Origin of the sequence: Pseudonocardia alaniniphila (assembly GCF_022524485.1) — a bacterium.
Lineage (GTDB): Bacteria > Actinomycetota > Actinomycetes > Mycobacteriales > Pseudonocardiaceae > Pseudonocardia > Pseudonocardia alaniniphila.
In genome coordinates, this window is the sequence record NZ_JAKXMK010000030.1 from 104,630 (window position 1) to 129,821 (window position 25,192).

At 70.5% G+C, this 25,192-nt stretch carries 23 protein-coding genes; 8 read left to right on the plus strand and 15 right to left on the minus strand.

The window, feature by feature from the left end:
* Positions 1-19 precede the first annotated feature (19 nt).
* The 7 genes from MMF94_RS31000 to MMF94_RS31030 all read left to right on the plus strand — a co-directional run bounded on the left by MMF94_RS31000 (position 20) and on the right by MMF94_RS31030 (position 7,036).
* A complete protein-coding gene (locus MMF94_RS31000; RefSeq protein ID WP_241040961.1) occupies positions 20-949 on the plus strand; it encodes a LysR family transcriptional regulator in 930 nt (309 codons plus the stop codon).
* Positions 950-1,027: 78 nt separating this feature from the next.
* Positions 1,028-1,219: a hypothetical protein gene (locus MMF94_RS31005; RefSeq protein ID WP_241040962.1), complete on the plus strand. Its 192-nt coding sequence runs from the start codon at positions 1,028-1,030 to the stop codon at positions 1,217-1,219.
* A gap of 151 nt (positions 1,220-1,370) precedes the next feature.
* The gene (locus MMF94_RS31010; protein WP_241040963.1) at positions 1,371-2,393 is read left to right on the plus strand and encodes an amidohydrolase family protein; all 1,023 of its coding nucleotides are present in this window, start codon (positions 1,371-1,373) and stop codon (positions 2,391-2,393) included.
* Entirely contained in the window at positions 2,386-3,285 is a 900-nt protein-coding gene (locus MMF94_RS31015; protein WP_277398861.1) for an alpha/beta fold hydrolase, read from the plus strand. Before MMF94_RS31010 ends, MMF94_RS31015 begins: the two co-directional genes overlap by 8 nt.
* Positions 3,282-4,175 carry an FAD binding domain-containing protein gene (locus MMF94_RS31020; RefSeq protein ID WP_241040964.1) on the plus strand — a complete coding sequence of 298 codons (894 nt, stop codon included), beginning with the start codon at positions 3,282-3,284 and terminating at the stop codon, positions 4,173-4,175. Before MMF94_RS31015 ends, MMF94_RS31020 begins: the two co-directional genes overlap by 4 nt.
* Positions 4,165-4,695, plus strand: coding sequence for a (2Fe-2S)-binding protein (locus MMF94_RS31025; RefSeq protein ID WP_241040965.1), 531 nt, complete (start codon positions 4,165-4,167; stop codon positions 4,693-4,695). Before MMF94_RS31020 ends, MMF94_RS31025 begins: the two co-directional genes overlap by 11 nt.
* A complete protein-coding gene (locus tag MMF94_RS31030; RefSeq protein ID WP_241040966.1) occupies positions 4,664-7,036 on the plus strand; it encodes a xanthine dehydrogenase family protein molybdopterin-binding subunit in 2,373 nt (790 codons plus the stop codon). Before MMF94_RS31025 ends, MMF94_RS31030 begins: the two co-directional genes overlap by 32 nt.
* A gap of 99 nt (positions 7,037-7,135) precedes the next feature.
* Here the strand turns inward: MMF94_RS31030 and MMF94_RS31035 are convergent, their stop codons facing one another.
* The 3 genes from MMF94_RS31035 to MMF94_RS31045 are packed head-to-tail and all read right to left on the minus strand — an operon-like array spanning position 7,136 to position 11,309.
* Positions 7,136-8,812, minus strand: a complete 1,677-nt coding sequence (locus tag MMF94_RS31035; RefSeq protein WP_241040967.1) for a glycoside hydrolase family 13 protein — start codon at positions 8,810-8,812, stop codon at positions 7,136-7,138.
* On the minus strand, positions 8,809-9,999 hold the full coding sequence (locus tag MMF94_RS31040; RefSeq protein WP_241040968.1) for an enolase C-terminal domain-like protein: 1,191 nt from the start codon (positions 9,997-9,999) through the stop codon (positions 8,809-8,811). Before MMF94_RS31040 ends, MMF94_RS31035 begins: the two co-directional genes overlap by 4 nt.
* The gene (locus tag MMF94_RS31045; RefSeq protein ID WP_241040969.1) at positions 9,996-11,309 is read right to left on the minus strand and encodes an MFS transporter; all 1,314 of its coding nucleotides are present in this window, start codon (positions 11,307-11,309) and stop codon (positions 9,996-9,998) included. The genes MMF94_RS31040 and MMF94_RS31045 overlap by 4 nt, the downstream gene beginning before the upstream one ends.
* Positions 11,310-11,416: 107 nt before the next feature.
* Between MMF94_RS31045 and MMF94_RS31050 the strand changes: the two genes are divergently transcribed.
* The gene (locus tag MMF94_RS31050) at positions 11,417-12,460 is read left to right on the plus strand and encodes a LacI family DNA-binding transcriptional regulator (RefSeq protein WP_241040970.1); all 1,044 of its coding nucleotides are present in this window, start codon (positions 11,417-11,419) and stop codon (positions 12,458-12,460) included.
* A 20-nt stretch (positions 12,461-12,480) separates the two neighbouring features.
* Here the strand turns inward: MMF94_RS31050 and MMF94_RS31055 are convergent, their stop codons facing one another.
* The 12 genes from MMF94_RS31055 to MMF94_RS31110 all read right to left on the minus strand — a co-directional run bounded on the left by MMF94_RS31055 (position 12,481) and on the right by MMF94_RS31110 (position 25,032).
* Positions 12,481-12,975 (minus strand): hypothetical protein, encoded by a 495-nt coding sequence (locus MMF94_RS31055; RefSeq protein ID WP_241040971.1) that lies wholly within the window; start codon positions 12,973-12,975, stop codon positions 12,481-12,483.
* Between the two features lie 44 nt (positions 12,976-13,019).
* Positions 13,020-14,390, minus strand: coding sequence for an MmgE/PrpD family protein (locus MMF94_RS31060; RefSeq protein ID WP_241040972.1), 1,371 nt, complete (start codon positions 14,388-14,390; stop codon positions 13,020-13,022).
* A gap of 64 nt (positions 14,391-14,454) precedes the next feature.
* The gene (locus MMF94_RS31065) at positions 14,455-15,639 is read right to left on the minus strand and encodes a beta/alpha barrel domain-containing protein (RefSeq protein ID WP_241040973.1); all 1,185 of its coding nucleotides are present in this window, start codon (positions 15,637-15,639) and stop codon (positions 14,455-14,457) included.
* Positions 15,636-16,802: a CaiB/BaiF CoA transferase family protein gene (locus MMF94_RS31070; protein WP_241040974.1), complete on the minus strand. Its 1,167-nt coding sequence runs from the start codon at positions 16,800-16,802 to the stop codon at positions 15,636-15,638. Before MMF94_RS31070 ends, MMF94_RS31065 begins: the two co-directional genes overlap by 4 nt.
* Positions 16,802-17,560 carry an N-acyl homoserine lactonase family protein gene (locus MMF94_RS31075; RefSeq protein ID WP_241040975.1) on the minus strand — a complete coding sequence of 253 codons (759 nt, stop codon included), beginning with the start codon at positions 17,558-17,560 and terminating at the stop codon, positions 16,802-16,804. The genes MMF94_RS31070 and MMF94_RS31075 overlap by 1 nt, the downstream gene beginning before the upstream one ends.
* Positions 17,557-18,375 (minus strand): SDR family NAD(P)-dependent oxidoreductase, encoded by an 819-nt coding sequence (locus tag MMF94_RS31080; protein WP_241040976.1) that lies wholly within the window; start codon positions 18,373-18,375, stop codon positions 17,557-17,559. Before MMF94_RS31080 ends, MMF94_RS31075 begins: the two co-directional genes overlap by 4 nt.
* A gap of 20 nt (positions 18,376-18,395) precedes the next feature.
* On the minus strand, positions 18,396-19,556 hold the full coding sequence (locus MMF94_RS31085; protein WP_241040977.1) for an acyl-CoA dehydrogenase family protein: 1,161 nt from the start codon (positions 19,554-19,556) through the stop codon (positions 18,396-18,398).
* Between the two features lie 80 nt (positions 19,557-19,636).
* Positions 19,637-20,338, minus strand: a complete 702-nt coding sequence (locus MMF94_RS31090) for an ABC transporter ATP-binding protein (RefSeq protein ID WP_241040978.1) — start codon at positions 20,336-20,338, stop codon at positions 19,637-19,639.
* Complete coding sequence (locus MMF94_RS31095) at positions 20,335-22,122, minus strand: branched-chain amino acid ABC transporter ATP-binding protein/permease (protein WP_241040979.1); 1,788 nt, start codon at positions 22,120-22,122, stop codon at positions 20,335-20,337. Before MMF94_RS31095 ends, MMF94_RS31090 begins: the two co-directional genes overlap by 4 nt.
* Complete coding sequence (locus MMF94_RS31100) at positions 22,115-22,981, minus strand: branched-chain amino acid ABC transporter permease (protein WP_241040980.1); 867 nt, start codon at positions 22,979-22,981, stop codon at positions 22,115-22,117. The genes MMF94_RS31095 and MMF94_RS31100 overlap by 8 nt, the downstream gene beginning before the upstream one ends.
* Entirely contained in the window at positions 22,978-24,183 is a 1,206-nt protein-coding gene (locus tag MMF94_RS31105; RefSeq protein ID WP_241040981.1) for an ABC transporter substrate-binding protein, read from the minus strand. The genes MMF94_RS31100 and MMF94_RS31105 overlap by 4 nt, the downstream gene beginning before the upstream one ends.
* Before the next feature lie 60 nt (positions 24,184-24,243).
* Entirely contained in the window at positions 24,244-25,032 is a 789-nt protein-coding gene (locus MMF94_RS31110; RefSeq protein ID WP_241040982.1) for an enoyl-CoA hydratase/isomerase family protein, read from the minus strand.
* Positions 25,033-25,192 lie beyond the last annotated feature (160 nt).

Consider the following 25,192-nt stretch of genomic DNA (forward strand, 5'->3'; position numbering starts at 1 on the left):
AGCGCCAGGAAGGAGGGCCGTGCTCGACACCAGAAGGCTGCGGATCTTCTGCACGGTGGCGGAGGAGGGGTCGTTCACGGCTGCGGCCGCGCGGCTGCACCTCACGCAGTCGGCGATCTCCCAGCAGATGGCGATCCTCGAGCGGGAGGTCGGCACGGCGCTCGTCGAGCGATGCCCGCGCGGCATCCGGCTGACGGCCGCGGGGCGGCTGCTCGCCGACCGGGCCCGACTGCTGCTGAGCGAGCTGGCCTGCCTCGAACACGACCTGCACCGCCTCGGTGAGCGCCCCGCGTCGGTGCACCTCGGCGTCTTCTCCACCGCGGGTGCGTACCTGATCCCGCTCGTGGTGCAGGAGTACCGCCAGCGCCACACCGAGACACGTCTCGTCCTGCACCCGTGCCAGCCCGACGAACTCGCGGCACAGCTCGCCGACGGTGCCGTCACCGTCGGGCTGACGTGGGACTACGACTTCGCCCCCCGTCCGCTGGACATGCTGGAGCGCCACCACCTGCTCGACGACCCGATGTGCGTGCTGCTGCCGGCAGGCCATCCGCTCGCCGATCACACCGAGCCGCTGCGGCTGCGTGACCTGGGCGCGGAGGCGTGGGTGGCGCGCCCGCACCGTGCCCCGTACACCGATGCGTTCGAGGTGATGTGCCGCATCGCCGGGTTCGAGCCCGACGTCGTCTTCCGCACGGAGGACTACCCGTCGCTGCAAGGTCTCGTGGCCGCGGGCGTGGGGCTCGCGGTCGCCCCGCGGCTGTCGCTGGTTGCGCAGCGCCCGGACGTGGTTGCCGTGCCCTTCGACGAGCCGGCGTTCAGTCGCCGGATCCACGCCGCCACGTTGCCGGAGACCCGCCGCGACCCGCTGGTCGGCCAGCTGCTCGACGTGCTGCGGGAGGTGTCGGCCGCCTCCGTCGAGCTGGCCGCGGGCGCGGAAGGTCTCTGACTCCGCAGCCCGTCGCCCGGGCGTCACGTATCACGCGGCTCCGCCGGTGCTCCTGTCAGCAGCGTCGGAAGGAGTCCCATGAACGTGTTCGTGATTCTGCTGATCGCGGTGGGCCTCGCCGCGGTGTACGGGCTCCTCATGGTGCTGGAGGACCGGGCCGCATGGACAGCTCACGAAAGCCTCGTGAAGCGTGCGCGATGGGGGGTGATCGTCCTGGCCACGGTCGTCATGCCCATCGCTGCGATCGAGGTCGTGACAGCCGCGTGGTAGCACGCCGGTCCCGGTGACCGGTCCCATCCGATCTACCATGGACAGCGGCTGATTCCGCAACGGACGTATGGCGTAGTTCATTAGCCAGGCTAATCTCCGGCATTAGATCTTCCCGCTGGTCGGTATGCGTGGGCGGCCATACGGTCGGGTCGTGGAGAGCATCGGTCACAGCGTCGTCGACGCACACGCGCACACCGTGCCCCTCGCCCTGCTGGAGGAGGTCGCCCAACGATCGGATCTCGACGGCGTCAGCGCTCGCAAGCTCGAGCGGGGATGGGCCATCGAGTTTCCCGGGGCGGGTACGACCGTCGTCGCCCCCTTCCTGTCCAAGAGCGAGCTCCGCGAGGAGTACCGCACGCGGACCGGCATCGACGGGCAGCTCCTCTCACCGTGGGACGGCGTGCTGCCCACCCCCGGCATGTCGGCTGCCGACGCGCGCAGCTGGGCTCACCGGGTCAACGAAGCGGTCCTCGCCGAGGCGGGGGGAGCCGGGCCCGGAACGCTCGCCGTCGTGGCGCTCGACGATCCGGAGCAGGCGGCGAAGGACCTGGAGTCCGCTGTCGTGCACGACGGGATGGCGGGCCTCGCCTTCAGCACGAATCCGGTTCATTGCCACGACCTCGCCGACCGGCGACTCGACCCGCTGTGGGCGGCCGTCGAGGGACTCGGCGTCCCGGTGCTGGTGCACCCGCCGAGCATCGGTCCGGCTGCCCAGGGGCTGCCCGACAGCGCCGACTTCGCCAACGCCTACTGCCGGCTCGTCGACACCACATTCGGCTTCGCGCGCCTGATCCTGTCCGGGGCGTTGGACCGATTCCCCCGGCTGCGGCTGATCACCGTGCACGGCGGTGGCTTCCTGCCCTACCAGGCCGGACGGCTGGACGGGGCACATCGCAGTGAGCGGCTCTCGTCGTACACGATCGATCGGGACCGGCCGTCGGACTACCTCGGCGACCTCTACTTCGACACCGTGACCATGACACCGGATGCGATTCGGTACCTCGTCGACACCGCGGGCTCCGAGCATGTGTTGCTGGGCACCGACTTCCCGTTCCCGCTGGGCGATCCGCAACCCGTCGAAAGGGTGCGGGAGGCAGGCCTCGCAGCGGATGTGACGACCGCGGTGCTCGGCGGCAACCTCGACCGGCTGCTCACCAGGAGTGCTCGTGCCTGATCACCTGCTACCCCCCACCGCCGCGTTCGACAGGAACCCGGACTCCGTGGACGGGCCCGTCGGCCCGATCGCCTACCGCCGGACGGGAGGTGGGCACCCGCTGGTCCTGCTGCACTCGCTGGCCCTTGACGGCCGCATGTGGGGTCCGTACGCCGCGCGGCTCGCCCCGCACTTCGACGTCATCGCCCCGGACGCCCGCGGGCACGGCGCAAGCGGCTGGGACGGCAGGCCGTTCGACACGGCCGATCTCGCGGCCGATCTCGCCGCCCTCCTCGACGGGCTCGGCCTGGCGAGCGCCCACGTGCTCGGCATGTCGATGGGTGGCAGCGTCGCGATCGAGTTCGCCGGAACGCACCAGGCACGCGTGGAGCGGCTGGTGCTCGCCGACACCACCGCGTGGTACGGCGAGACGGCGCTGGGCGCCTGGACCGAGCGCGCCGAACGGGCGGTCGCGCTGCCCCGCATGCGGCAGGTGCCGTTCCAGGTCGACCGCTGGTTCACCGAGCGGTTCCGGCGCACCCACCACGACGAGGTGCGCCGCATCGCCGGGATCTTCGTCGAGACCGACTCCGGCGCGCACGCGGAGGCGTCGCTCGCGCTGGGCCGGCTCGACGCGCGCCACCTGCTGGCGGGCATCACCGCACCGACGTTGTCCGTGACGGGCGAGGAGGACTACGCCACCCCCGTGCAGATGGGCCGCGAGATCGCCGAGGGCGTCGCCGATGGGCGTCACCGCACTCTGGCCGGGCTCCGTCATCTGTCGCTCGTGGAACGCCCTGACCTGGCCGGGCTCGTGCGAGCCCACCTCGACGGCGCTGAACCGGCCGAACCCGACTCGGCCGGCACCTGCTGTCTCGCCGGGGCGCCCGGACATGCGGCGGTGGTCGCATGAAGCCGGGCCGGTTCGCCTACCACGCGCCACGGTCGAGCGCCGACGTGCTCGAACTGCTCGCCGACCACGGAGGCGAGGCCAAGGTGCTCGCGGGCGGGCAGAGCCTGATTCCGCTGCTCAACTTCCGGATGGCGGCCCCCGAGCACCTCGTGGACATCAACCGCCTGCCCGGACTCGACCAGCCCGTCCGGACGGACACGGGATGGCACATCCCCGCGCTCGTGCGGCAGCGCGTGGTGGAGCGGTCGGTAGAGCTCGCGGCCGACCTTCCGCTTCTGCGCGCGGCCCTCACTCAGGTCGCCCACCCGCAGATCCGCAACCGCGGCACCGTCTGCGGCAGCCTCGCCCACGCCGACCCGGCGGCCGAGCTGCCTGCGGTCATGACGGCGCTCGGAGCGCACCTGCACATCGCCTCCCGGCGCGGGGAACGGATGGTGCCGGCCGACGACTTCTTCGTCTTCCACCTCACGACCGCTCTGGAGGAGGACGAGATGCTCATGGGCGTCTCGATCGACGACCTGGCGCCGGGCACCGCGACCGCCTTCCGGGAGTTCGCCGCGCGGCACGGCGACTTCGCTCTCGCCGGCGTGGCGGGCGTCGTCACCCGCGACGACGACGGGACCGTGACGGCCTGCAGGCTCGTCGCCGCAGGGATCGGCGCGACCCCCCAGCGGCTCACCGCCGCCGAGCAGGTCGTGATCGGCAGCCGGCTCGAACCCCGCGCGCTCGCGTCCGCCGAGCGGGCCGTACGCCAGGAGGTCGAGCCCACCGGGGACGTCCACGCCCCCGCGGAGTACCGACGCGATCTGGTCGCGGCCCTCGCGCGCCAGGTGCTCAGCGACATCTCTCACGGCGAGCAGACTCGGGAAGGACGAAGCCATGCCGCCTGACCTGTCCGATCAGGACGACGTGGTCCGGGTCGTCACGACCGTCAACGGCGTTCGCCACGACGAGATCGTCGACAGCCGGCTCAGCCTGGCCGACTTCCTCCGCAACCGCCTGCGCTTGACCGGCACCCACCTCGGCTGCGAGCACGGTGTCTGCGGCGCCTGCACCGTGCTCGTCGACGGCGCGGCGGTGCGGTCCTGCCTCCTGCTCGCCGCCCAGGCGGACGGCGTCCAGATCGAGACCGTCGAGAGCCTGGCGGGCGAGGACGGCGACCTGGGCGATCTCCAGGCGGCGTTCCGCAAGCACCACGCCGTCCAGTGCGGGTTCTGCACGAGCGGATTCCTGATGAGCACCACGGCGGCCCTGCGCGAAGGACCGGTCGCGTCCGCCGCGGAGGCCCGTGAGGTGCTCGCGGGCAACATCTGCCGCTGCACCGGCTACGCCGGGATGGTTGCGGCGCTGCTCGAGGTCTCGGAGGGGAAGGGTCGCGATGACCAGCGTGTTGACCACAGCCACGCCTGACCGTGCGCCGCGGGTGGCGAACCCGCAGATCGGCGCGCCGCTGCGGCGCCGCGAGGACCACCGGCTCCTCACCGGCGCCGCGCGCTACCTCGACGACCTCGACCTGCCCGGTTGCTACGAGGCGGCGTTCCTGCGCAGCCCGCACGCCTCCGCCCGCATCGTCGCGATCGACACCAGCACCGCTGCTGCCCTGCCCGGCGTGTTCGGGGTGTGGACGGGCGCCGACCTGCGGGTGCTCGCGAAAGGGATCCCGCCGAAGGTCACCCATCCGCAGCTGCGAGACATCCCGCGCCTGCCGCTCCCGCCCGAGTCGGTGCACTTCGTCGGGGAGCCGGTGGCCGTGGTCGTCGCCGTCTCCCGGCACGTCGCCGAGGACGCGCTCGAGCTGATCGATGCCGAGTACGACGTGCTGCCGGCGGTCTCGTCCACCGGGGCGGCACTGGCCGACGGCGCTCCGCTCGTCCACGACGAGATGGACAGCAACGTCGCGGTGCACGTCATCCAGACGGCGGGCGACCCGGACGCTGCACTGGCCGGCGCCCCGCACCGGCTGCGCGAACGGTTCACGGTGGCGCGCGGGGGCGGGCACTCGATGGAGACCCGCGGGGTCGTCGGGTCCTACGACGCCGCCACCGGGCAGCTGACCGTCTGGGACACCACGCAGTCCCCGCACTACGTGCGCAACCAGCTCGCCTACCTCTACGAGGTGCCCGAGGACGACATTCGGGTGGTCGCGCCTCCCGACGTCGGCGGCGGGTTCGGGCCGAAGGCCCAGTTCTACGGCGAGGAGGCGGTGATCCCCTACCTCGCGAAGATTCTGCGGCACCCGGTCAAGTGGATCGAGGACCGCCAGGAGAACTTCGTCGCCACGATGATGGAGCGCACCCAGGTGCACGACGTCGAGATCGGGTTCGACGACGAGGGCCACATCCTGGCCGTCCGCAACGTCTTCCAGCACGACCAGGGGGCGTACTGCGCGGGCCTGCAGGTGCCCATGATCACGCTGAGCACCCTGCCCGGCCAGTACCGCATCCCGAACATCCACTCGGAGCTGATCGCCTGCTACACGAACATGGTGCCGACCAGCTCCGTGCGCGGCGCGGGACGTCCGCAGGCCGTGGTCGCCATGGAGCGGATGGTGGACCGCGCGGCAGAGCACCTGGGCATGGACCCCGCCGAGTTCCGGCGCCGCAACCTCGTGCCGGCCGACGAGTTCCCCTACCGGGTCGGGCTCACCTTCCGCGACGGCAGCCCGCTCACCTACGACAGCGGCGACTATCCGCAACTGCTCGAGGCGGTGCTCGCCCGCCTGGACTACGACGGCGAGCGCGAGCGGCAACGCGAGCTGCAGGCACAGGGACGCCTGATCGGGATCGGCCTCGCCGCCTACGTGGAGGGCTGCGGCCTCGGCCCGTACGAGGGGTCGCGCTTCCGGCTCGCCAACGACGGCACGATCATCGTGACGCTCGCCGCCGCGCCGCAGGGCCAGGGCTACGAGACGGTCTACGCACAGATCGCCGCCGACGCCCTCGGCATGGACATGGACCTGATCCGGGTCACCACCGGCGACACCAGCCGGATCCCGTTCGGCCAAGGCACGTTCGCCTCCCGCAACACCGCCACGGCGGGCCCGGCCACGCTGCAGGCCGGGCGCGAGATGCGCGAGAAGCTCTTCCTGGTTGCCGAGGCGATGCTCAAGACCAGCTCGGAGGGGCTGGTCCTCGTCGGCGACCGGATCTGCGTGGCGGACGAGCAGGAACGCGGGGTGTCGTTGCGGGAGATCGCCCAGGCCGCGAACGTCGGCAAGCACGGGATCACGCTGGCCCCGGGGATCCTGCCGGGACTGGAGACCACCTCCTACTTCGCTCCCGAGCGAGCTGCGTACGCCAGCGGAACCCATGCCGTGGTCGTCGAGGTCGACCCGGAGACCGGGGGGATCGAGATCCACAAGTACGTGATCGGCCACGACTGCGGCACGGTCATCAACCCGTTGCTGGTGGACGGACAGGTGCTGGGCGGTTTCGCCCACGGCATCGGCAACGCCCTCTACGAGGAACCCTTCTACGACGAGACGGGACAGCCGCAGAGCACCAGCTATCTGGACTACGCCCTGCCGTCCGCCGTGGAGGTGCCCCCGGTCGAACTGGTGCACCTGCACACCCCGAGCCCCCTGAACCCGCTGGGTGCCAAGGGCGCGGGTGAGGGCGGCACCATCCCGGTGCCCGCCGCGATCGCCAACGCCGTGGAGGACGCCCTGCGCCCGTTCGGGGCGCGGATCACCGAGCTGCCGCTGAGCCCGGCGAAGGTCGTCGGAGCGATGACTGCAGCACCTGGAGCCTGACGCCGGCCGCACCGGAATGCCCAGGCAACAGGACCTCTTTCATCGCGTAGCGCACCCGATCAGAGCACGCTGCCGACAGTGAGCTGATCGGCAACGGCCTCAGCCGGTGCCGCGGCGCACGACGACGGATTCCCACGGACGCAGTCGCACTGAGCGGTGCAGCGTCGGCGGTGAGTCGGGATAGTTGCCGATGACCAACGGGGATCCCGGCCAACCGGCCATCGCCCCGTCCGGGACGGCGACGGCGTCGGACGAGAAGTTGGCGAGCACCAGCAGTCCGCGTTCCGCGTGTGTGCGCGTGAACGCGTAGATGGCCGGGTCGTCGGGCAGGAGCAGGGTGAAGACGCCGTCCGTGACGAGCGGTTCCGTCCTGCGCAGGGCGATCAGCGCCCGGTAGTGCGCGAAGACGGAAGCGGGGTCGTGGAGCTGCGCGGCAGCGTTGATGTGCACGAAGTTGGGGTTGGTCGCCAGCCACGGCGTCCCGGTGCTGAACCCGGCGTTCTCGGTGTCGTCCCACTGCATCGGCGTGCGGCCGTTGTCCCGGGAGCGTGCGCGCAGCGCGTCGAGCACGACGTCCGCGGGCTCGCCGCGCCGCGTCACGGCATCGGTGTAGTAGTTGCGTGACTGGATGTCCGCGAAGTCGTCGATCGAGCGGAAACGCGTGTTCGTCATCCCGATCTCCTCGCCCTGGAACACGTAGGGCGTGCCACGGTGCAGGTGAAGGACGGTCGCCAGGAGCTTCGCGGACTCCTCCCGATACGTCGTGTCGTCGCCCCACCGCGAGACGATTCGGGGCTGGTCGTGGTTGTTCCAGTACAGGCTGTTCCATCCGGCGTCGGACAACCCGTGCTGCCAGCGCTCGAACGTCCGCTTCAGCGCGACGAGGTCGAGCGGGCGGATGTCCCATTTGTCCCGTCCCTGGTCGATCTCCACGTGGTCGAACTGGAAGATCATGTCGAGCTCCCGGCGGGACGGGTCGGTGAGCAGGCGCGCCTGGTCCACCGACGTTCCGGGGGTCTCGCCGACGGTCAGGAGCACGGCCTCGCGCCCGGCGAACACCTCGCGGTGCATCTCCTGCAGGAAGTCGTGCAGCCGTGGGCCGTTGGTGTAGAGCGCCTCGGCGTCGCCGTACCGGGTGCCGTCGGTGAGGTGGGCGTCGGGGAGGCCGACCGGCTTCGAGATGAAGTTGATGACGTCCATGCGGAAGCCGTCGACCCCACGGTCGAGCCACCAGCGCATCATCCGGTGGATCTCTTGCCGGAGGTCGGCGTTCTCCCAGTTCAGGTCCGGTTGCTTGCGGGAGAAGATGTGCAGGTAGTACTCGCCGGATCGGTCGTCGAACTCCCACGCCGGCCCGGAGAAACGCGATCCCCAGTTGTTCGGCAGCGGCCGCCACCAGTACCAGTCCCGCTTCGGGCTCCCGGGATCACGCGACTCCACGAACCACGGGTGCTCGTCGGAGGTGTGGTTGACCACGAGGTCCATCACGACCCGGATTCCGCGGGCGTGCGCCTCGCGGAGCAACTCGTCGAAGTCGGCGAGCGTGCCGAACATCGGGTCGATGTCGTAGTAGTCGCTGATGTCGTAGCCGTTGTCGTCTTGCGGGGACGGATAGACCGGGGACAGCCAGAGGGCGCCGACACCGAGAGCGACGAGGTGATCGAGCCGTGAGATGACTCCTCGAAGATCGCCTACACCGTCGCCGTCGGAGTCGGCGAAGCTGCGGGGGTAGATCTGGTAGACCGTGGCCGTCCGCCACCACGTATCGGCGGTCAATCCAGGACGATTTCGTCGGTGGTCGCGCGGGACGTGTCGAGATCCATGCCGATGCCCGGGGTGTCGGTGGGACGCAGCGTCCCGGCGACGGGCACCACCGGATCGGCGAGGAAGAACTGGTGGATGCCGTTCCATTTGACGAGGTCTTCCTGGAACGGCGTGTGCATCGGCGACTGGGTGAGGGAGAAGTGCAGAGTCGCTGTTGCCGAGTGGCCGTGCGGGATGACCACGAGATCGTGGGCCGTCGCGTAAGCCGCGATCTTCAACGTCTCGGACAGCCCGCCGCACCAGTAGATGTCCGGCTGGACGACGTCGAGTGCGCCGCTGTCGATGAATCGGCGGAAGCCCCAGCGCGTGTATTCGTGCTCGCCCCCGGCGATGGGGATGGTGCATCTGTCCCAGAGCCGCCGGTACCCGTCGACGCGGTCGGGCATGACGACCTCCTCGAGCCAGCGCGGACGGTAGGGCGCGATGCGTGACGCCAGTGCGGTGACGTAGGAGACGTCCATCGACTGCCAGCAGTCGAACATGAGGTCGTAGTCCTCGCCCACCGCGTCGCGGACGGTCCGCACAAGCTCGACATTCGCGTGCAAGCCCTGGTAGCCGCTGGTGGGCCCGTAGCGGAAGAACCATTTCTGCGCTGTGTAGCCGAGGTCGCGGTATTCGAGCGCGCGCTTGCGGACGAGGTCGGGATCGCGCACCGAGAACCCGAGCATGGAGGCGTATGCGGGAACGGCATCGCGCGTGGGGCCGCCGATGAGGCGGTACACCGGCTGGTCGAGCCACCTGCCCCGCAGGTCCCACAGCGCGCAGTCGACGGCGCTGATCGCGAGCATCGAGACGCCCTGGCGCCCGTGGACCTGGCTGCGGTGCATCTGGTCCCAGAGCTTCTCGCCGGCGATCGGGTCACGCCCGATCAGCAGAGGGCGCAGCTCGTGGGCGACCAGCCAGGCGACGGTTTCGGGGACGGGACCGGCGCGCCCGACCAGACCGCCGTCGGTCTCGATCTCGACGAAGTGGGCCGTGATCTCGAAACCGTCCGGGGTCTGCACGCCGCCTTCGTGGTCGTCCCGGGATCGGTACTCGGGGTAGACGTCGATCGGGCGGACCAGGCGCTCCTCCCAGTAGTCGCCGTCGGTCGGAATCGTGCTCGTGAGCCTGCGCAGCCGGACCTGCGAGATGATCACGCGCGCACTCCGTTCTCCGTCGCCGGCACGGGGTGCCGTCTCGCCGGCTTCCAGACAGCGAGAGTGATCGCCAGCGCGATCATCGCCACCAGCGACATGGCGGCGAGCCAGAGAAGCCCGCCGTTGAAGTCACCCGTGCTCTCCCTGATGGCCCCGATGACCGCCGGGTTGACCACGCTCGACAGGTTGCCGAGTGCGTTGATGAGCGCGATCCCGCCCGCCGCGGCCGCTCCGGTGAGAACGGCGCTGGGCACGCCCCAGAACGTCGGCAGGACGCCGAAGACGCCGACGGACGCCACGCACAGCGCCACGAGCTTGATGATCGGTTCGTCGACGATCGCCGAGCCGACGAGGCCGACGAACGAGATGCCGAGTGCCACGTGGATGCTCCCCGCGCGCAGGCCCGGCCGGTCGGCGAGCCGCCCGAGCACGAGCATCCCGAGCAGCCCGAACACGTACGGGATCGCGGCCACGAAGGTGGTCGCGGTGGTGCCCAGGCCGAACGGCTGGAGGATCTGCGGGAGGAACGTGCTGACGGCGCCGTTGAGGTTCGTGAGGCCGTAGTAGACCAGGGCGAACATGAGCACCTGCGGGCTGAGCAGCGTCCTCAGCACCGCGCGACCGTGCCCGCCGGCCGCCTCACGTTCGGCCCGTTCACCGGCCAGCGTGTCGGTGATCCAGGTGCGTTCCTCGGCGGTGAGGAACGTCGCCTTCTCGGGGCTCGCCGGGAGGAGGAACGGGATCAGGACCCCGAGGACGACGGCCGGCAGGCCCTCGATGAGGTAGACCCACTGCCAACCGTGGAGGCCGAGCACGCCTTCCATCTCGAGGATCAGGCCGGACAGCGGGGTCCCGATGATCAGCGCGACCGGGATGCCCGCGGTGAAGATCGCCATGATGCGGCCGCGGTAGGCCGAGGGGAACCAGAGCGTCAGGTAGAAGATCACACCGGGGAAGAAGCCGGCTTCGGCCGCGCCGAGCAGAGCGCGGGCGACGTAGAGGCTCGGGACGTCCCAGACCAGGGCGTGGGCGGCGGCGAGGATGCCCCACGTCACCATGATCCGTGCGATCCACCAACGGGCACCGAACCGCTGTAGCGCGAGGTTCGACGGGACCTCGAGCAGGACGTACGGAACGAAGAACACGCTGGCGGCCACGCCGAACGCGGCCGCGCTGATGCCGAGGTCGGCGTTCATGGTCAGCGCCGCCACCCCGAGGTTGGCGCGATCGATGATCGCGATGAAGTAGCCGGCGATCAGGACCGGGAGCAGCCTCATGGCCAGTTTTCGGATCACCCGGGACTCGAGCATCGATCCTCCGTTGGACTCGACTGGATCACCGTGACGGTACCGGAAACGTTTCCGGAGATCGACAGGCCATAATGTCCGAATGACGCCGGAGCACGGATGAAGGCCGCATGAGCCGGGTGGGTATCCGGGAGCTGGCCGCCGAGCTCGGCATGTCGATCAGCACGGTGTCCCGGGCGATGAACGCGCGCAGCGACGTGAGCGCGGCCACCAGGGAGCGCGTCACCGCCGCAGCCGAGCGCCTGGGTTACCGGCCGAACCAGTCGGGACGCACGCTGCGCCGCGGTGCCACGGGCACCGTCGCGCTCGTCATCCAGACGAACACGGCGCGCACCGAGATGGGCGAGACCTTCTACTTCAACCTCTGCGACGGCCTGCAGCAGACGCTCGCCACCCGGTCGCTCGATCTCGTGGTGCTGCCTGTCGGGGCGTCGGCCGATCGCGACCGGTTCCTCGTCAACGCGGTCGACCGGCATCTCGCCGACGCCTACATCGTCTCCAACACCGACCGCACCGACCGCCGGATCGAGTACCTGACCCAGCGGGCGGTCCCGTTCGTCACGCTCGGCCGGGGCGGCGCGGCCGATCACGCATGGCTCGACCTCGACTTCGAGGGTGTTGCCGCACACTCGGTGGCGCGGCTCGCCGGTCTCGGCCACGAGCGGATCGCCCTCGCGTCCGACGACCGCGACATCAACAGCACCTGGGAGTACGCCTGCGGTTATCGCCGTGCGCTCGCGGAGCACGAGCTGCCGGCGGACGGCGGCTGGGAGATCCGCGTGCCCGACACGCCCGAGGGCGGCACGGTTCTCGCGGACCGGCTGCTGGACATGTCGCCGCGTCCGACCGCGGTGGTCCTCGCGCAGGAGACCCTCGCGATCGGGCTCTACCGCCGCCTCCGGGAGGCGGGCGTGGAGCCGGGACGTGATCTGGCCGTGGTGGGCTTCCGCAAGAATCCGGTGTGCGACTACCTCGTGCCGTCACTGACGAGCTTCGAGGTGTCCCTTGTGGACTACGGGCGCCGGCTCGGGGAGATCGTCATCGGCCTGCTCACGGCGAGCCCGGACGACGAGCCCGTGCACGAGGTGTGGGAGATGACCGTCGTGCCGGGGGAGAGCGACGCGCATCCGCCATGTGAGAAGGCCGCTGGCTGACGGTCGACCGGCCGCCGCGGTCAGGTCAGGCATCTGATCGTCGGCCACGGTCCGGGTTCGTCGTCCCTGTGCGACGGGTGGGCGAGTGCGGTGCGGTAGGCGGCCACCTGCTCCTCCGACAGGATTCCGGCCAGCCGCAGCACCACGCGGCCGGTGACCACCACGTGCTCGTCCACGAGTGGTTGGCCGCCTTCGTCGTACCCGAACTCGCCGGCGATCAGGACCTGCTCGGCGAGCTGTGCCCGGCGTGCCTCGGCCTGCGGCGGGCCGGCCAGTACCTCGATCACTCCGCCGTCCGTGACTCGCCGGGGATCCTGCGGCCCCGGCAGGCGGCGGTCGTGGAACGCCACTACCACGGCGCCCGGATCCGCGGGAGCTCCGGGGGAACCCGGAGCGCACCACCCCACGGAGTCCAGGGGAAGCCCGCCTGCCCGCAGCGCCTGCACGATGGTCGCGGCGAGGGCGGAGTTCTGGTCGGCCGCGGCCGAGCCGCAGCCGACCAGCAGCAGCGACATCGCGAGCGACACCGCCGCCGGCCCCCATCGCCGCACGGGAGCGGCTACACGCTCACGAGGCCACCGAACGGGCTGGTCGTGTCGATGTTCCAGAGGCGGGTGAGCAGTTCGTCGGCGTCCCATCCGGTGCTGGAGAAGTCCACCGCGTCACGGAACTTCGCCTCCAGCTCGTCGCGGGTCAGTGGTGCGCGGTGGTCGCCTCGCGGCACGTCGGCGCGCTCACTGAGCGTGCCCCGGCCGACGGTCTCCACCTCCACGACGGCGTACGAGTACTCCCACTCCGGCGCCCCCACCGGCGGCGTCGCCGACTCGGTGAGCTCCGCGCGCTCCACGAGATCGCGCGCCTCGGGCCGGGTGACCGACTCGTCGGTGAACGTGCGCAGGCCGAGCGACCGGTCGAGCACCGCTGCCGCCGCGACGTACTCGCCGCTGAACTTGCCCTGCAACCCGGAGGCCGGGCGGTGGTGGATCAGAGGGTCCATCCCGCCGGGCTCCAGCGTGACGCGGATCCGGCGCACCTCGGCCGGGTCGAGCTGCTCCCGCTCCACCAGGCGGAGCGTGGCGTCGGCGGTGCGCTGGGTGTTGTAGCAGGCGGGGTACTTCTTGACGTTGATCCCGTGGCGTTGCAGTGCCCACGGCTGCTCCAGCGCGGCCAGCACGCCACCCAGCCGGGTGCGGTCGCCATAGAGGTTGAAGTAGCCCAGCGGCGACTCCAGCTGCTGCGGGTCGGCGGTGAATCCACCCGCGGCCAGCGACGCCGCGAGCACGGCGTCGCGAGCGGCGAGCCCCGCATGCAGCGGCTTGGTCATCGTGCCGAAGTTCTGCCGGCTCCCGCCCGCCATCGTGGCGGCGAGACCGAGCGCGGAGCGGGTCTGCTCGACGTCGCTGCCCAGCAGGCGCGACACCGCAGCGGCCCCGGCGACCACGCCGAGCGTCGCAGTGGAGTGCCAGCCCCGCCCGTAGTGCTCGCGCAGCGCGAACCCTTCGGCCAGCGCCGTCACGACGTCGAACCCGATGAGGTAGGCGTCGAGCAGGTCGCGCCCGCCTGCCCCGGCCTGCTCGCCCGCAGCGAGGATCGCCGGCCACAGCACCACGCTGGGGTGCCCGTAGATCTGCTCGGTGACGTCGTCGTAGTCCAACGCGTGCGCCGCGGTGCCGTTGATCAGTGCTGCTGTGGGTGCGTCGGCCCGGGCTCCCGTCGGCAGCACGGTGGACGTGCCCGCGCCGGGTGCGGTACCCGGCGTTCGCTGAAGGATCTGCACGGCTTCCTCGCCGCGCGCGGCGATGCTGATCCCCACCGTGTCGACGAGGGTGCGCCGGGCCAGGTCGAGCACGTCGGGTGGTGCGGCGGAGACGTCCGCCTTGACGGCGTACTCGGCGATGCCGTGGGTCACCTCGGGAACGTTCTCGGTCATCGGCTGCCTCCCTGAGGCGTCGTGGTGATGAGCGTGGGCACGGTGGCGCGGGCGCCGGGCCGCATCAGGCGCCGTCCTTCCGCGGCGTGATCGAGTCCTTGCGGAACGGCGACGTGATCGGTTCCTTCCAGGGCGACATCGCCCCCTCGTAGCTCGGCGGGCCGAGCCGGAAGTGCTGCGCCTGCTCCAGCGTCTCGATGAACGGCAGGTCCATCGGGTAGAGCGCGTCACCCTGCGGGCAGCCGCCCGCCTTGGACACATGGCCGTACAGCCGGTGGCCCAGGATCTCCTCGGCGACCGCCACGGTCTCGATCAGCTTGTCGAGGTCCACGCCGGTGTCGAAGCCGAGGCCGTCCAGCAGGTGGACGAGGTCCTCGGTCGGGGTGAGTGCGGCAGCCCGGCCGTTGCCGCAGTAGGGGCAGCCGGCCATGCCGCCGATGCTCGCGTCCAGGATCACCGTGCATCGCTCGCCCACGGTCCGCAGCGCGGAGTACGCGCTGATCGGAGCCATGCCGCGGGTGTTGTGCAGGTGGAGGTGGAACGTGCTGACCGATGGCCAGCGCTCCTGGATCGCACGCAGGTCCGCCTCGACGTGGTGGGGGAGGTTCCAGCCCATCGGGTCGCCGAGGAAGACCTTCGTGACCGCGATGCCGTGATCGGTCCACATCGCGTACTGCCGTTCGAGCAGCTCCATCCGCTGCTCGTGGCCGAACGGGCCCAGCCAGTTCGAGCCCCAGGCCGCGTTGACGCCCATCTCCGCCTCGGTCACGCCGTCGGCCGCCGCACGTTCGACGATCCCGGGCCAGGTGTCGATCTCCTGTTGCTGCGAGCGGTTGGTGTTGCGCCGCGCGAAGACGTCGCACAGGTGCACCCGCGTGAACGGGCGCTCGTCCTCGAGCGAGAGCTTGTCCGGGATGTAGGTAGCCCGCCGCTCCACGCCCCGCGAGTTGAGCGCGAGGGCGGTGTAGGTGACGCCGGGCGCGGGAGTGAAGCCCTCGACGATCTCGTCGATCCCCGCCATCTGCGGTGTCCACTTCGGACTGACGAAGCTGCCGACGACGATCCGTCGCAGGCCGGTGGCCGACAGCGCGTCCAGCAGCCGGATCTTGTCCTTCACCGGTACGCCGGCGTCCTCGATCTGCAGGCCCTCGCGCATGCCTTCCTCGACCAGCACGACGTCGGGGAAGCCGGGCGGTCCGGCGATCGTCCCCGGCAGTGCGCCGGTCGGTGTGCCTTCCGTCGAGGTCATTCCCCGACCTCCTTCCGTCGCCCGGCGAGCTCCGCGAGGACCTCGTCGGTGTGCTCGCCCAAGAGCGGCGGCGCCATGCGGAACTCGGGCCGGCCCTCCGTGCCGCGAACGGGCAGCGCGATCGACGTGTAGCCGGGGATCCGCGGGTGCGGTACCTGCTGGAACGCGCCGATCGCGGCCACCTGCTCGTGCGCGGCCACCTGGTCGAGCGTCTGGATCGGGGTGATCGGCACCCCGGCGTCACCGAGAACGCCCACCCAGTGGTCGGAGTCGTGCTTCGCGAGCGTGGCCGACAGCTCGGCGAAGAGCTCGTCGCGGTGGTCCACCCGGTCGGCGTTCTGGTCGAAGCGCGGATCGGACAGCAGGTCGGTGCGGTCGAGGGCCGTGCACAGCCTGGTCCAGAGGTTCTGGTTGCCGGCCGCGATGATCACGTGGCCGGTGGCCGTCGGGAACGCGGCGTAGGGGTAGATGCCGACGGTGCCCGAGCCGAGGCGCTTCGGTACCTCTCCCGCCGCGAAGTAGCCGGTGAACTGGCCGGGGAGCCACATCAGTGCGGTGCTGAGCAGCGAGGTCTCCAGGTACGTGCCGAGGCCCGTGCGGTCGCGGGTGCGCAGCGCGTCGAGCACCGCGATCGCCGTCCACATCCCCGTGCCCTGGTCGAGCACCGACACCGGGATCCGCGAGGGCGGCCTGCCGTCCTCGCCCGTCAGGCTCATCAGGCCGCTGAACGCCTGCATCAGCGGGTCGTACGCGGGAGAGGAGGCCAGCGGCCCGTCCGAGCCGTAGCCCGTCATGTCGCAGTAGATGAGGCGCGGGTTGATCGCGGCGACGTCGTCGTAGCCGAAGCCCAGCTTGGCGAGCGAACCCGGCCGAAGGTTCTGTACGAACACATCGGCGCTGGCGAGCAGCTCACGGAAGTGCGCCGCCCCCTCCGGATCCTTCAGATCCAGCTCGACGCTGCGCTTGTTGCGGTTCAGCGCCGAGAAATGGCAGCTCTCGCCCTCCCAGAACGGCGGCCCCCAGCTGCGTGTGTCATCGCCGACCCCCGGGCGTTCGACCTTGATCACGTCGGCGCCGAGGTCGGCGAGGATGAGCGTGGCGAACGGACCCGCCACGCTCATCGTGACGTCGACGACCCTGATTCCCGCGAGCGAGCCGAGCATCAGCCGAACTCCGCGATCTCGAGCACGGCCGGGTCGTGGCTGGGGATCACCTCGGCGCCGAGCCGGTCCATCTTCGCGAAGGACTCCATGTAGTCCAGGAGATTGGTGAACGACCCGGACGGGATGTGCGCGAGCCGGTCGTCGCCCTCCCAGTTCGCCCGGGTGTCGCAGGTGTCGCCGGCGAGCAGGTACCGCTCGCCCCCGCTGGTCACGAGCACGCCCTGCGAGCCGGGCGTGTGCCCGGGCAGCGCCACGACCTCGACTCCGGGCGCGATCTCGACGTCCCCCGTCACCGTCGAGAAGCGGTTGAGCATCGGCGCCCACGGCGGGCTGATCCGGTCGGTGTTCTCGAACGCGGTGCGGGTGGGGGCGGCCGGGTCGACGGCGTAGAGCAGCTCCGCCTTCTGCACGACGTACTTCGCGTTGGGGAACAGGTGGTTGTTGCCGCAGTGGTCCCAGTGCAGGTGCGTGTGGATGATCGTCCGCACGTCGTCGGGATCCACGCCGATTCCCCGCAGTGTCCGAAGCGGATCCTCGTCGGGCGAGCGGTGGAAGTCGTACCCGTGGTGCTCCCGGACGAACTCGGGCTCCGGTGTGCCGGAGTCCACGATGATCGGGTGGTCGCCGCCGGTGATCACGAACATCATCTGTGGGACGTCGTGGAACTCGCCCCACCCGCGCTGGTACTGCAATGCGGCCGCGGGGAACCCCCGCAGCACCCCGGCCGGCAGGGCGTGGATCTTCAGCTTGGCGTTCATGACTTGTCGTCCCCTCCGTCGGCGACGAGCACGGCGCCGTTGACGAACGTGGCCCGCTTCGAGGCGGCGAAGACGATGAGGTCGGCCAGCTCCTGCGGCGTTCCCCACTCGTGGCCGGGACGCGCGATGCCGCGGCCCCACTCCCGCCTGCGCTCGGCGGCTGCCGCTCTGTCGTTCTGCGCGTCGAGCCCGTCGCCGAGGCCCTCGCCCCAGCGTGCGAAGCGCTCCTCGGTGTTGACGAACCCGGGCACCACGGCGACCACGCGGATGCCGTGCTCGCCCAGCTCGGTGGCGAGGATCTTGCTCAGCCGGTTCTCCGCCGCCTTCGCCGGACCGGTGCACGACGAGCGGAACGGCGGCTGGGTGACCCGGATGGCCGTCTCGCCGGTCACGTTGACCACCACGCCGCCGCCCTGCTCGATCATCATCGGCGCGAACCGCTGCGTGAGCCGGAACTGGGCGAAGAAGTTGATCTCCATACCCTGCACCAGCTCCTCGTCGGTGACATCGAGGAACGGCTTGTAGGTGCCGTTGCCGGCGTTGTTGACCAGCACGTCGATCCGGCCGTGGGTGCTCGTCACGTAGGCGACGAGCCGATCGAGGTCGGCGAGCTTCGTGACGTCGGTGCTGAGCGTGTCGACCGTGGCGCCCGTCGACTCGGCGATCGAGGCCGCCGCCTTGGCCAGCTGCTCCTCACGGCGCGCCGCGAGCACCACCCGGGCGCCCTCGGACGCGAAGTGCCGCGCGGTCTCGAGTCCGATGCCGCTGCTGCCCCCCGTGATGACGACGACTTTGTCCGTCAGGCCGAGATCCATGCTTGTCTTCCTCTCGAGGCTCAGTACGACTTCGGAAGGCCGAGAACCTGGTGCCCGATGTAGGCGAGGATCAGGTTGTTGTTCACCGGCGCCACCATCGGCAGACGGGCCTCGCGGAACTTGCGCTCGATCTCGAACTCCTCGGCGAGCCCGTAGCCGCCGAAGGTGTCCATGGCCGCGTTGGCCGCCGCCCAGTTCGCCTTGGAGGCGAGCAGCTTCGCCGCGTTCGCCTCGAACCCCGGCTGCTCCCCGGCGTCGAACTTCGCCGCCGCCTTCCACCGCATGAGGCTCGCGGCCTCGAGATCGGCGTAGGCCTGCGCGAGCGGGAACTGCACACCCTGGTTCTGGCCGATGGGGCGGCCGAACACCACCCGCTCGCGGGCGTACTCCGTGGCGCGGTCGATGAACCAGAACCCGTCCCCGAGCACCTCGGAGGCCACCAGGATCCGCTCGGCGTTGAGGCCGGAGAGGATGTAGCGGAACCCCTTGCCCTCCTCGCCGATCCGGTTCTGCACCGGCACGCGCAGGTTCTCGATGCGGACCTCGTTGGTCTCGTGCGAGGTCATCGTCCGGATCGGCCGCACCGAGATGGCGTCGCCTGCCTCGCGCAGGTCCACCAGCAGCACGGACAGGCCGTCGGTCTTCTTCTCGACGTCCTCGTAGCGGGTGGTGCGCGTGAGCAGGAGCATGTAGTCCGAGTGCTGGAAGCGCGAGGTCCAGATCTTCGCGCCGTTCACCACGTAGTGGTCGCCCTCGCGGGCGGCGAACGTCCGGATGCGGGTGGTGTCGGAGCCTGCGTCGGGCTCGGTGACGCCGAAGGCCTGCAGCCGCAGGGTGTTGGCCGCGATCTCGGGCAGCAGCCGCTGCTTCTGCTCGTCGCTGCCGTGCCGCAGCACCGTGCCCATCGTGTACATCTGCGCGTGCGCCGGCACCCCGGTGCCGCCGGAGCGGTTGATCGTCTCCAGGATGAGCGCCGCGTCCGCGACGGTTCCGCCGCCACCTCCGTACTCCTCGGGGATCAGCACGGAGAGCCACCCGGCCTTGCCGAGCGCGTCGACGAACTCGACGGGGTACTCGAGCTTCGCGTCGCGCTCCCGCCAGTACTCCGACGGGAAGCGCGAGCACAGCTCGGCGACGGCGTCCCGGATCGCCCGCTGGTCGTCGGTCAGTTCGAAGTCCACGTCCATCCTTCCGGCTCGGTGCCCTGGTGGTGTCGTCCCTGGTGGTGTCGTCCCTGGTGGTGTCGTCCCTGGTGGTGTCGTCACAGGTAGTCCTCCGCGAGTGCGAGACCGCGGATCTCCGCCACCGGCCCGCTGCGCCGCAGCGACCCCGTGCGCAGCACGTATCCCCGGTCGGCGAGCGCGAGCGCCGGGCGGGCCATCTGTTCGGACAGCAGGATCGCCGTGCCGCGCCGCTGGACGTCGCGGATGGCCGCGCTGGTGTCCCGGATCGCGATCGGGGACAGGCCCAGGAACGGCTCGTCGAGCAGCAGCAGGTCTGGTGCGGCGGCCAGCGCCCTGGCGAGCGCGACGATCTGTTGCTGGCCGCCGCTGAGCGTTCCGGCTGCCTGGTGCCGGCGCTCCCTGAGCAGGGGGAACGTGTCGAAGAGCCAGTCGAGCGTCGCCCGACGCGTGGCACGCGACGTGCCGTAGCAGCCGCTGAACACGTTGTCCTCGACGCTGAGGCTCGCGAAGACCCGCCGGCCTTCCGGGGACAGTCGGATCCCGTTGCATGCCCGATGGTTGGTCGAGGAGCGGGTGATGTCCCGACCGCGGTAGATCACGGCGCCGGAGGCGGCTCTGACGGTGCCGATCACGGTGTGCAGCACGCTCGACTTGCCCGCGCCGTTGGCGCCGATGAGTACGACCGTCTCGCCTCGGGCCACCGTGAGCGAGAGCCCCTGCACGGCGTGCACCCCGCCGTAGCGGACGTCGACGTTCTCGAGCTCCAGCAGCGCGGTCACCGGACGACCTCCGGCTCGTCGGTGCCGAGGTAGGCGCTGATCACCGCCGGGTCGGCGAGCACCTCGTCCGGGACGCCTGCGGCGAGGGGCCGTCCGGTGTCCATCACGAGTACGCGATCGCAGATCCGGCGCACCAGGTCCATGTCGTGCTCCACCAGGAGCACCGCGCAGTTGCGCGCCACTGCCCACGCCACGATCTCGTCCACGCGGTGCCGTTCGGAGCTCTCCAGCCCGGCTGCGGGTTCGTCGAGCAGCAGGACGCGAGGTTCGATCGCCAGTGCCATCACCAGCCCGAGGGTCTTCTGCAGCCCGTACGGCAGGTCGCCCGCCCGGTCGTCCAGCCGCTCAGCGAGCCCCATCCGGGCCAGGAGGCGGTCGAGGTCGGCGGCGTCCATCCAGCGCGACGAGTACGCCCGCGCACGGGCCAGGTTCTCCCGCACCGTCACCGTCGCGAAGACCGAGACGTGCTGGTAGCTGCGTGCGATGCCCTGGCGGGCGAGCCGGCCCGACGACATCCCGGTGACGCGGTGGCCTGCGAGACGCACGGTGCCCGCGGTGGGGGTGAGCTGTCCGGCGAGCATGCTGACGAGCGTGGTCTTGCCGGCGCCGTTCGGGCCGATCACGCCCAGGACCTCGCCGGGCGCCACGCCGAGGCTGATCCCGGAGACCGCCGCGACCCCGCCGAAGCTCTTCGCGATCCCCTCGACGTCCAGCACCGGCGGCCGGTCCGGATGCGCGCCTGCCGGCGTCGGCTGCGCGATGGTAACCGCCACAGGGTGATGCGTCGGCATCGGACGCTCGTGCGCCGTCGCCGGGGTGAGCATGCGGGCGGCCGCGGCGACGAGCCCGGTGAGGCCATCGCGGGCGAAGAGCACCACGAGCACCATCACCCCGCCGAGCAGCAGCTGCGCGTACTGGGCCTCCTCGGCGAAGGTGTGCGTGAGCCAGGAGAGCACGGTCGCACCGACGATCGGGCCGAGGATCGACCCCGCCCCGCCGACCACCGCCCCGGCCACGTGGTTGACCGCGCTGAACGGGCTGAACGACTCGGGGTGGGCGTTGCCGATCTGGTTCACCAGCACCAGCCCGGCAAGCCCGGCCACGCCGGCGCCCGCGACGAACGCCAGCGTCTTGTGCCACCACGGCAGCAGCCCGAAGCTGGCGGCGAGCGGCTCGTTCTCCTTGATGCCGGCGAAGTGCCTGCGCCACCGGATCGTCACGGCGGCGACGACGAGCACACCGACGATGCCGATGATCACGGAGTAGCGCAGCAGCGGCCCGCGTGCCCCGAACGTCTCGGTGCCGAGCTGTGCGGCCGGGAAGCCGGAGATACCGCTGTTGCCGCCGAGCCAGGCGGGGCTCATCTGGATGACCAGTACCGTCACCTGCGCGAGCACGAACGTCACCAGCGCGAAGTAGGTGCCGCGCAGCCGCAGCACCAGCGCCCCGATCGGCAGCGCGACCACGGCCGGGATCGCGAAGCAGAGCACTACCAGCGCGATCGCGTTGTCGGTCAGATGGGTCGCGGTCAGCGCGGCGCAGTATCCGCCGATGGCCATGAACGACGGCGAAGCGAACGAGAGCAGGTCGACGCGCAGCAGGATCCACACGTGCAGGGTCGCGAGCACCGCGACGATCACGGTCGGCGTGAAGAACAGCAGGAACGGGTCGGCGGTGATCTTCGGCAGCGTGAACGCCAGTAGCAGCAGCGCGAGCGCCACGACCTCGGCGCCGGCGAGCCGGCCGAGCTGTCGCGGTCGCGTGGTCAGTTCGGCGCTAGACATGCTTCACCTCCCGGCCCAGCAGCCCGGTCGGCCGGACCACCAGGAGCACCAGAACGAGGCAGAAGAGCAGGAGCGGCGCGACCGTGCCGCCGATGTAGATCCCGGCGAACGACTCGACCATCCCGATGAGCAACGAGGCGAGGACCGCTCCGGACAGGCTGCCGAGCCCACCGAGGATCACCGCGAGGAACGAGACCATGAGGACCTGGTCGCCGATCGAGGGCGCCAGCGAGAACAACGGAGTCACGAGGGCGCCGGTGAGCCCGGCGATCCCCGTGGCGATGCCGAACGCCAGCGGGAAGAGGATCTTCGGTCGCATCCCCTGGGTCACCGCGATGTGGCGGTCGTCGGCCATCGCACGCAGCCCGCGCCCCGTCTGCGTCCGGTAGAGGAACAGGTGGATGAGCATCACGGCCACGACGGCGACCCCGATGACGATCAGGCGGCCGTAGGGAACCGCCGCCCCGCCGATCCGCAGCGTGCCCTCCAGCGGGAAGTTGTAGGCCACGGCCTGGGGCCCGAAGAGGATCAGCACCGCCGCGGTGATCATCAGGCCGAGCCCGAGGGTGAGCACGATCGTCGCCAGGTGGTCGTCGATGCGCTGCTCGATGACCGTGATCTCGAAGGCGTACCCGAGCAGGGCGGTGACGAGCGCGGCGACGATCAGCCCGACGACGAAGGGCATCCCCATCTCCGTGGAGACGTAGTAACCGATGTATCCGCCGAGGGTGTAGAAGGCTCCGTGCGCGAAGTTGATCACGCGGAGGATCCCGAAGATCATCGAGAAGCCGAGCGCCATCAGGGCGTACTGGGCGCCGAGCGTCAGCCCTCCGAACACGGCCTGCAGGACATCGCTCACGGCTGCGTCGCCTCCAGGCGCACCAGGGGCTGCGGCTGACCGTCGCGGATGTAGCCCATGTAGAAGGGGAACGACATCTCCTGGTCGACCCCGAACTCCTGCTGCCCCGTCCACACGCCGCGTCCCAGGTCGGGGTCTTCGAGTGGGTCCTGACGCAGGCGTGCGGCGACCGCCTGGGTGTCGGTCGTGGTGCCGGCGGCGGAGATCGCCCGCAGCAGTGCGCGTGCCGCCGGCAACCAGCCCAGCGTCAGCGAGGTGGCCGGGCGGCCGGCGATCTGCTCGTACTCGGCCGACAGGTGCTGCATCCTCGGATCGCTGAGATCGACCATCGAGTAGTAGAAGAAGTTGCCCAGAACGTCGTTGCCGCCCGCGACCCGGGCGATCTCGGCCGTGCTCTCGCCGCCCAACCGGCAGAAGGTCCCCGTGTAGCCGGCCTGCCGCAGCTGCTTGACCATCGTGCCCGCGTCGGCCGCTGGGGTGGACGCGAGGTCGACGAGGTCGGGGTCGTGGCCGAGGATCCGCGAGACGATCGGTGCGAAGTCCTGCGTGCCGCGCTGGTAGCTCTCGCGGCTCACCGGGAGCCCGGCCTGCGTGAACCGGATCTCGTTCACGTCGGCGATGTCCGAGCCGCTCTGGTCGCTGGTGGCGACGATCGTGACCTTGTTGAAGCTGAAGTGCTTGCGCGCTTCGGCGATGATCGGGGCCGCCCACACCGAGGGCCCCGGGGCGACGTGGAACACCAGCGGGTACTGGGGCTGCAGCGCGTCGCGCCCGAACCCGTTCGCCACCAGCAGCATGTCGTTGCGCCCCGCGAGGGGCTTCATTCCGGTGACCTCGGTGGCCCCCATCGGTCCGATGACGAACCGGATGCCCTGGCCGATGAACTCACCCGCTCCGTTGGCCGCCCCCGCGCTCGTGTAGCCGGTGTCGTAGGCCGACACCCGGACGTGGCAGGTCCGCTCGCCGACCCGCAGGCCGCCCTGCTGGTTCACCTCCGCCGCAGCGAGGTCTGCCGTGCCCTTCATGGACAGCCCGAAGTCGGCGGCCGGCCCGGCGAGCGGGCCCAACGTGCCGATCGTGAGTACGCACGCGCCGTTCTCGTCGGTGGTTCCACTGGCCTCGACCTTGTCGGCACCGCAGCCGGCGAGAGCGAGCGCCATGCAACAAGCCATCCACACTGCCGCGGATCGGGGCACGCGCATGGATCGGCCTCCTTCGCATCACCTTTGATCGCGGGAGTCAGGACACGTGGTCCGACCTGGTCAGCGGCCCTGCCAGTTGGGCGGGCGCTTCTCCAGGAAGGCGCGGATGCCCTCTTCGCGGTCCTGGGAGAGGTAGGGGTTGGGACCGACCGAGAGCCGCAAGGCGGAGTGCACCGGCAGCTCCCAGCCCTTGGTGACCATCTCCTTGTAGCGGCGCAGCGTGAGCGGCGCGTTGGCCACCACCGAGCGCACCAGCTTCTCGGCCGCATCGCGCAGGTCGGCCGAGGGGACCACCCTGTTGTAGAGGCCCCACTTGAGAGCCTCCTCGGCGCTCAACGGCTCGCCGGTGTAGAGCATCTCCAGTGCGACCGCCCGCGGGATGAGCCGGGGGAGCAGCACCGTCGCGAAGTTGGCGCCCATGCCGCGCTTGGCTTCCGGCATGCCGATGACGGCGTGATCGGCGGCGATGCGCAGGTCGCAGGCCAGCGCGAGCTCACAGCCACCGGCCAGGACCGGACCGTTGATCACCGCGATCGTCGGCTTGTACGTCTCGGTGATCGTCTCGTAGACGTTGCGCTCGGCACCGGTCATCGGCACCGGGATCTGCTTGCCCTGCCGGGCGAGCTCGTCGAACTCCTTGAGGTCGGCGCCGGCGCAGAACGCCTTGTCGCCTGCTCCCGTGAGCACGACCGCCCAGATGTCGTCGTCGATGCTCGCCTCGCTGAACCGCCGCACGAGCTCGCTCGCCACACCGGTGCTCATCGCGTTGCGTCGCTCGGGCCGGTCGATGGTCAGGTAGGCGACGTGCTCGTCGACCTCGTACACGACGTCGTTGTGCCGTTCCGTCACGCCCGCACCTCCCGGGCGATCAGCTGTGTGCTTCCTCCTGGTTCGTACGGAGTGGGATCCACGGTGCTCCCGTCCACCTCGGCTACGATGCCCGACGCGTTCGATATCTCGAACGTGTGTCGGCAGATCGACCAAATTCGACGGTAGATCGTGCGGGCTG

Bases quoted from the DNA above. Each gene is read 5' to 3' on its own strand.
- MMF94_RS31050 (WP_241040970.1), top strand. From the start codon at position 11,417: ATGAGCCGGGTGGGTATCCGGGAGCTGGCCGCCGAGCTCGGCATGTCG.
- MMF94_RS31005 (WP_241040962.1), top strand. From the start codon at position 1,028: ATGAACGTGTTCGTGATTCTGCTGATCGCGGTGGGCCTCGCCGCGGTG.
- MMF94_RS31030 (WP_241040966.1), top strand. From the start codon at position 4,664: ATGACCAGCGTGTTGACCACAGCCACGCCTGACCGTGCGCCGCGGGTG.
- MMF94_RS31025 (WP_241040965.1), top strand. From the start codon at position 4,165: ATGCCGCCTGACCTGTCCGATCAGGACGACGTGGTCCGGGTCGTCACG.
- MMF94_RS31065 (WP_241040973.1), bottom strand. From the start codon at position 15,639: ATGACCTCGACGGAAGGCACACCGACCGGCGCACTGCCGGGGACGATC.
- MMF94_RS31075 (WP_241040975.1), bottom strand. From the start codon at position 17,560: ATGAACGCCAAGCTGAAGATCCACGCCCTGCCGGCCGGGGTGCTGCGG.
- MMF94_RS31095 (WP_241040979.1), bottom strand. From the start codon at position 22,122: ATGTCTAGCGCCGAACTGACCACGCGACCGCGACAGCTCGGCCGGCTC.
- MMF94_RS31060 (WP_241040972.1), bottom strand. From the start codon at position 14,390: ATGACCGAGAACGTTCCCGAGGTGACCCACGGCATCGCCGAGTACGCC.
- MMF94_RS31020 (WP_241040964.1), top strand. From the start codon at position 3,282: ATGAAGCCGGGCCGGTTCGCCTACCACGCGCCACGGTCGAGCGCCGAC.
- MMF94_RS31105 (WP_241040981.1), bottom strand. From the start codon at position 24,183: ATGCGCGTGCCCCGATCCGCGGCAGTGTGGATGGCTTGTTGCATGGCG.
- MMF94_RS31045 (WP_241040969.1), bottom strand. From the start codon at position 11,309: ATGCTCGAGTCCCGGGTGATCCGAAAACTGGCCATGAGGCTGCTCCCG.
- MMF94_RS31055 (WP_241040971.1), bottom strand. From the start codon at position 12,975: ATGTCGCTGCTGCTGGTCGGCTGCGGCTCGGCCGCGGCCGACCAGAAC.
- MMF94_RS31070 (WP_241040974.1), bottom strand. From the start codon at position 16,802: ATGCTCGGCTCGCTCGCGGGAATCAGGGTCGTCGACGTCACGATGAGC.
- MMF94_RS31080 (WP_241040976.1), bottom strand. From the start codon at position 18,375: ATGGATCTCGGCCTGACGGACAAAGTCGTCGTCATCACGGGGGGCAGC.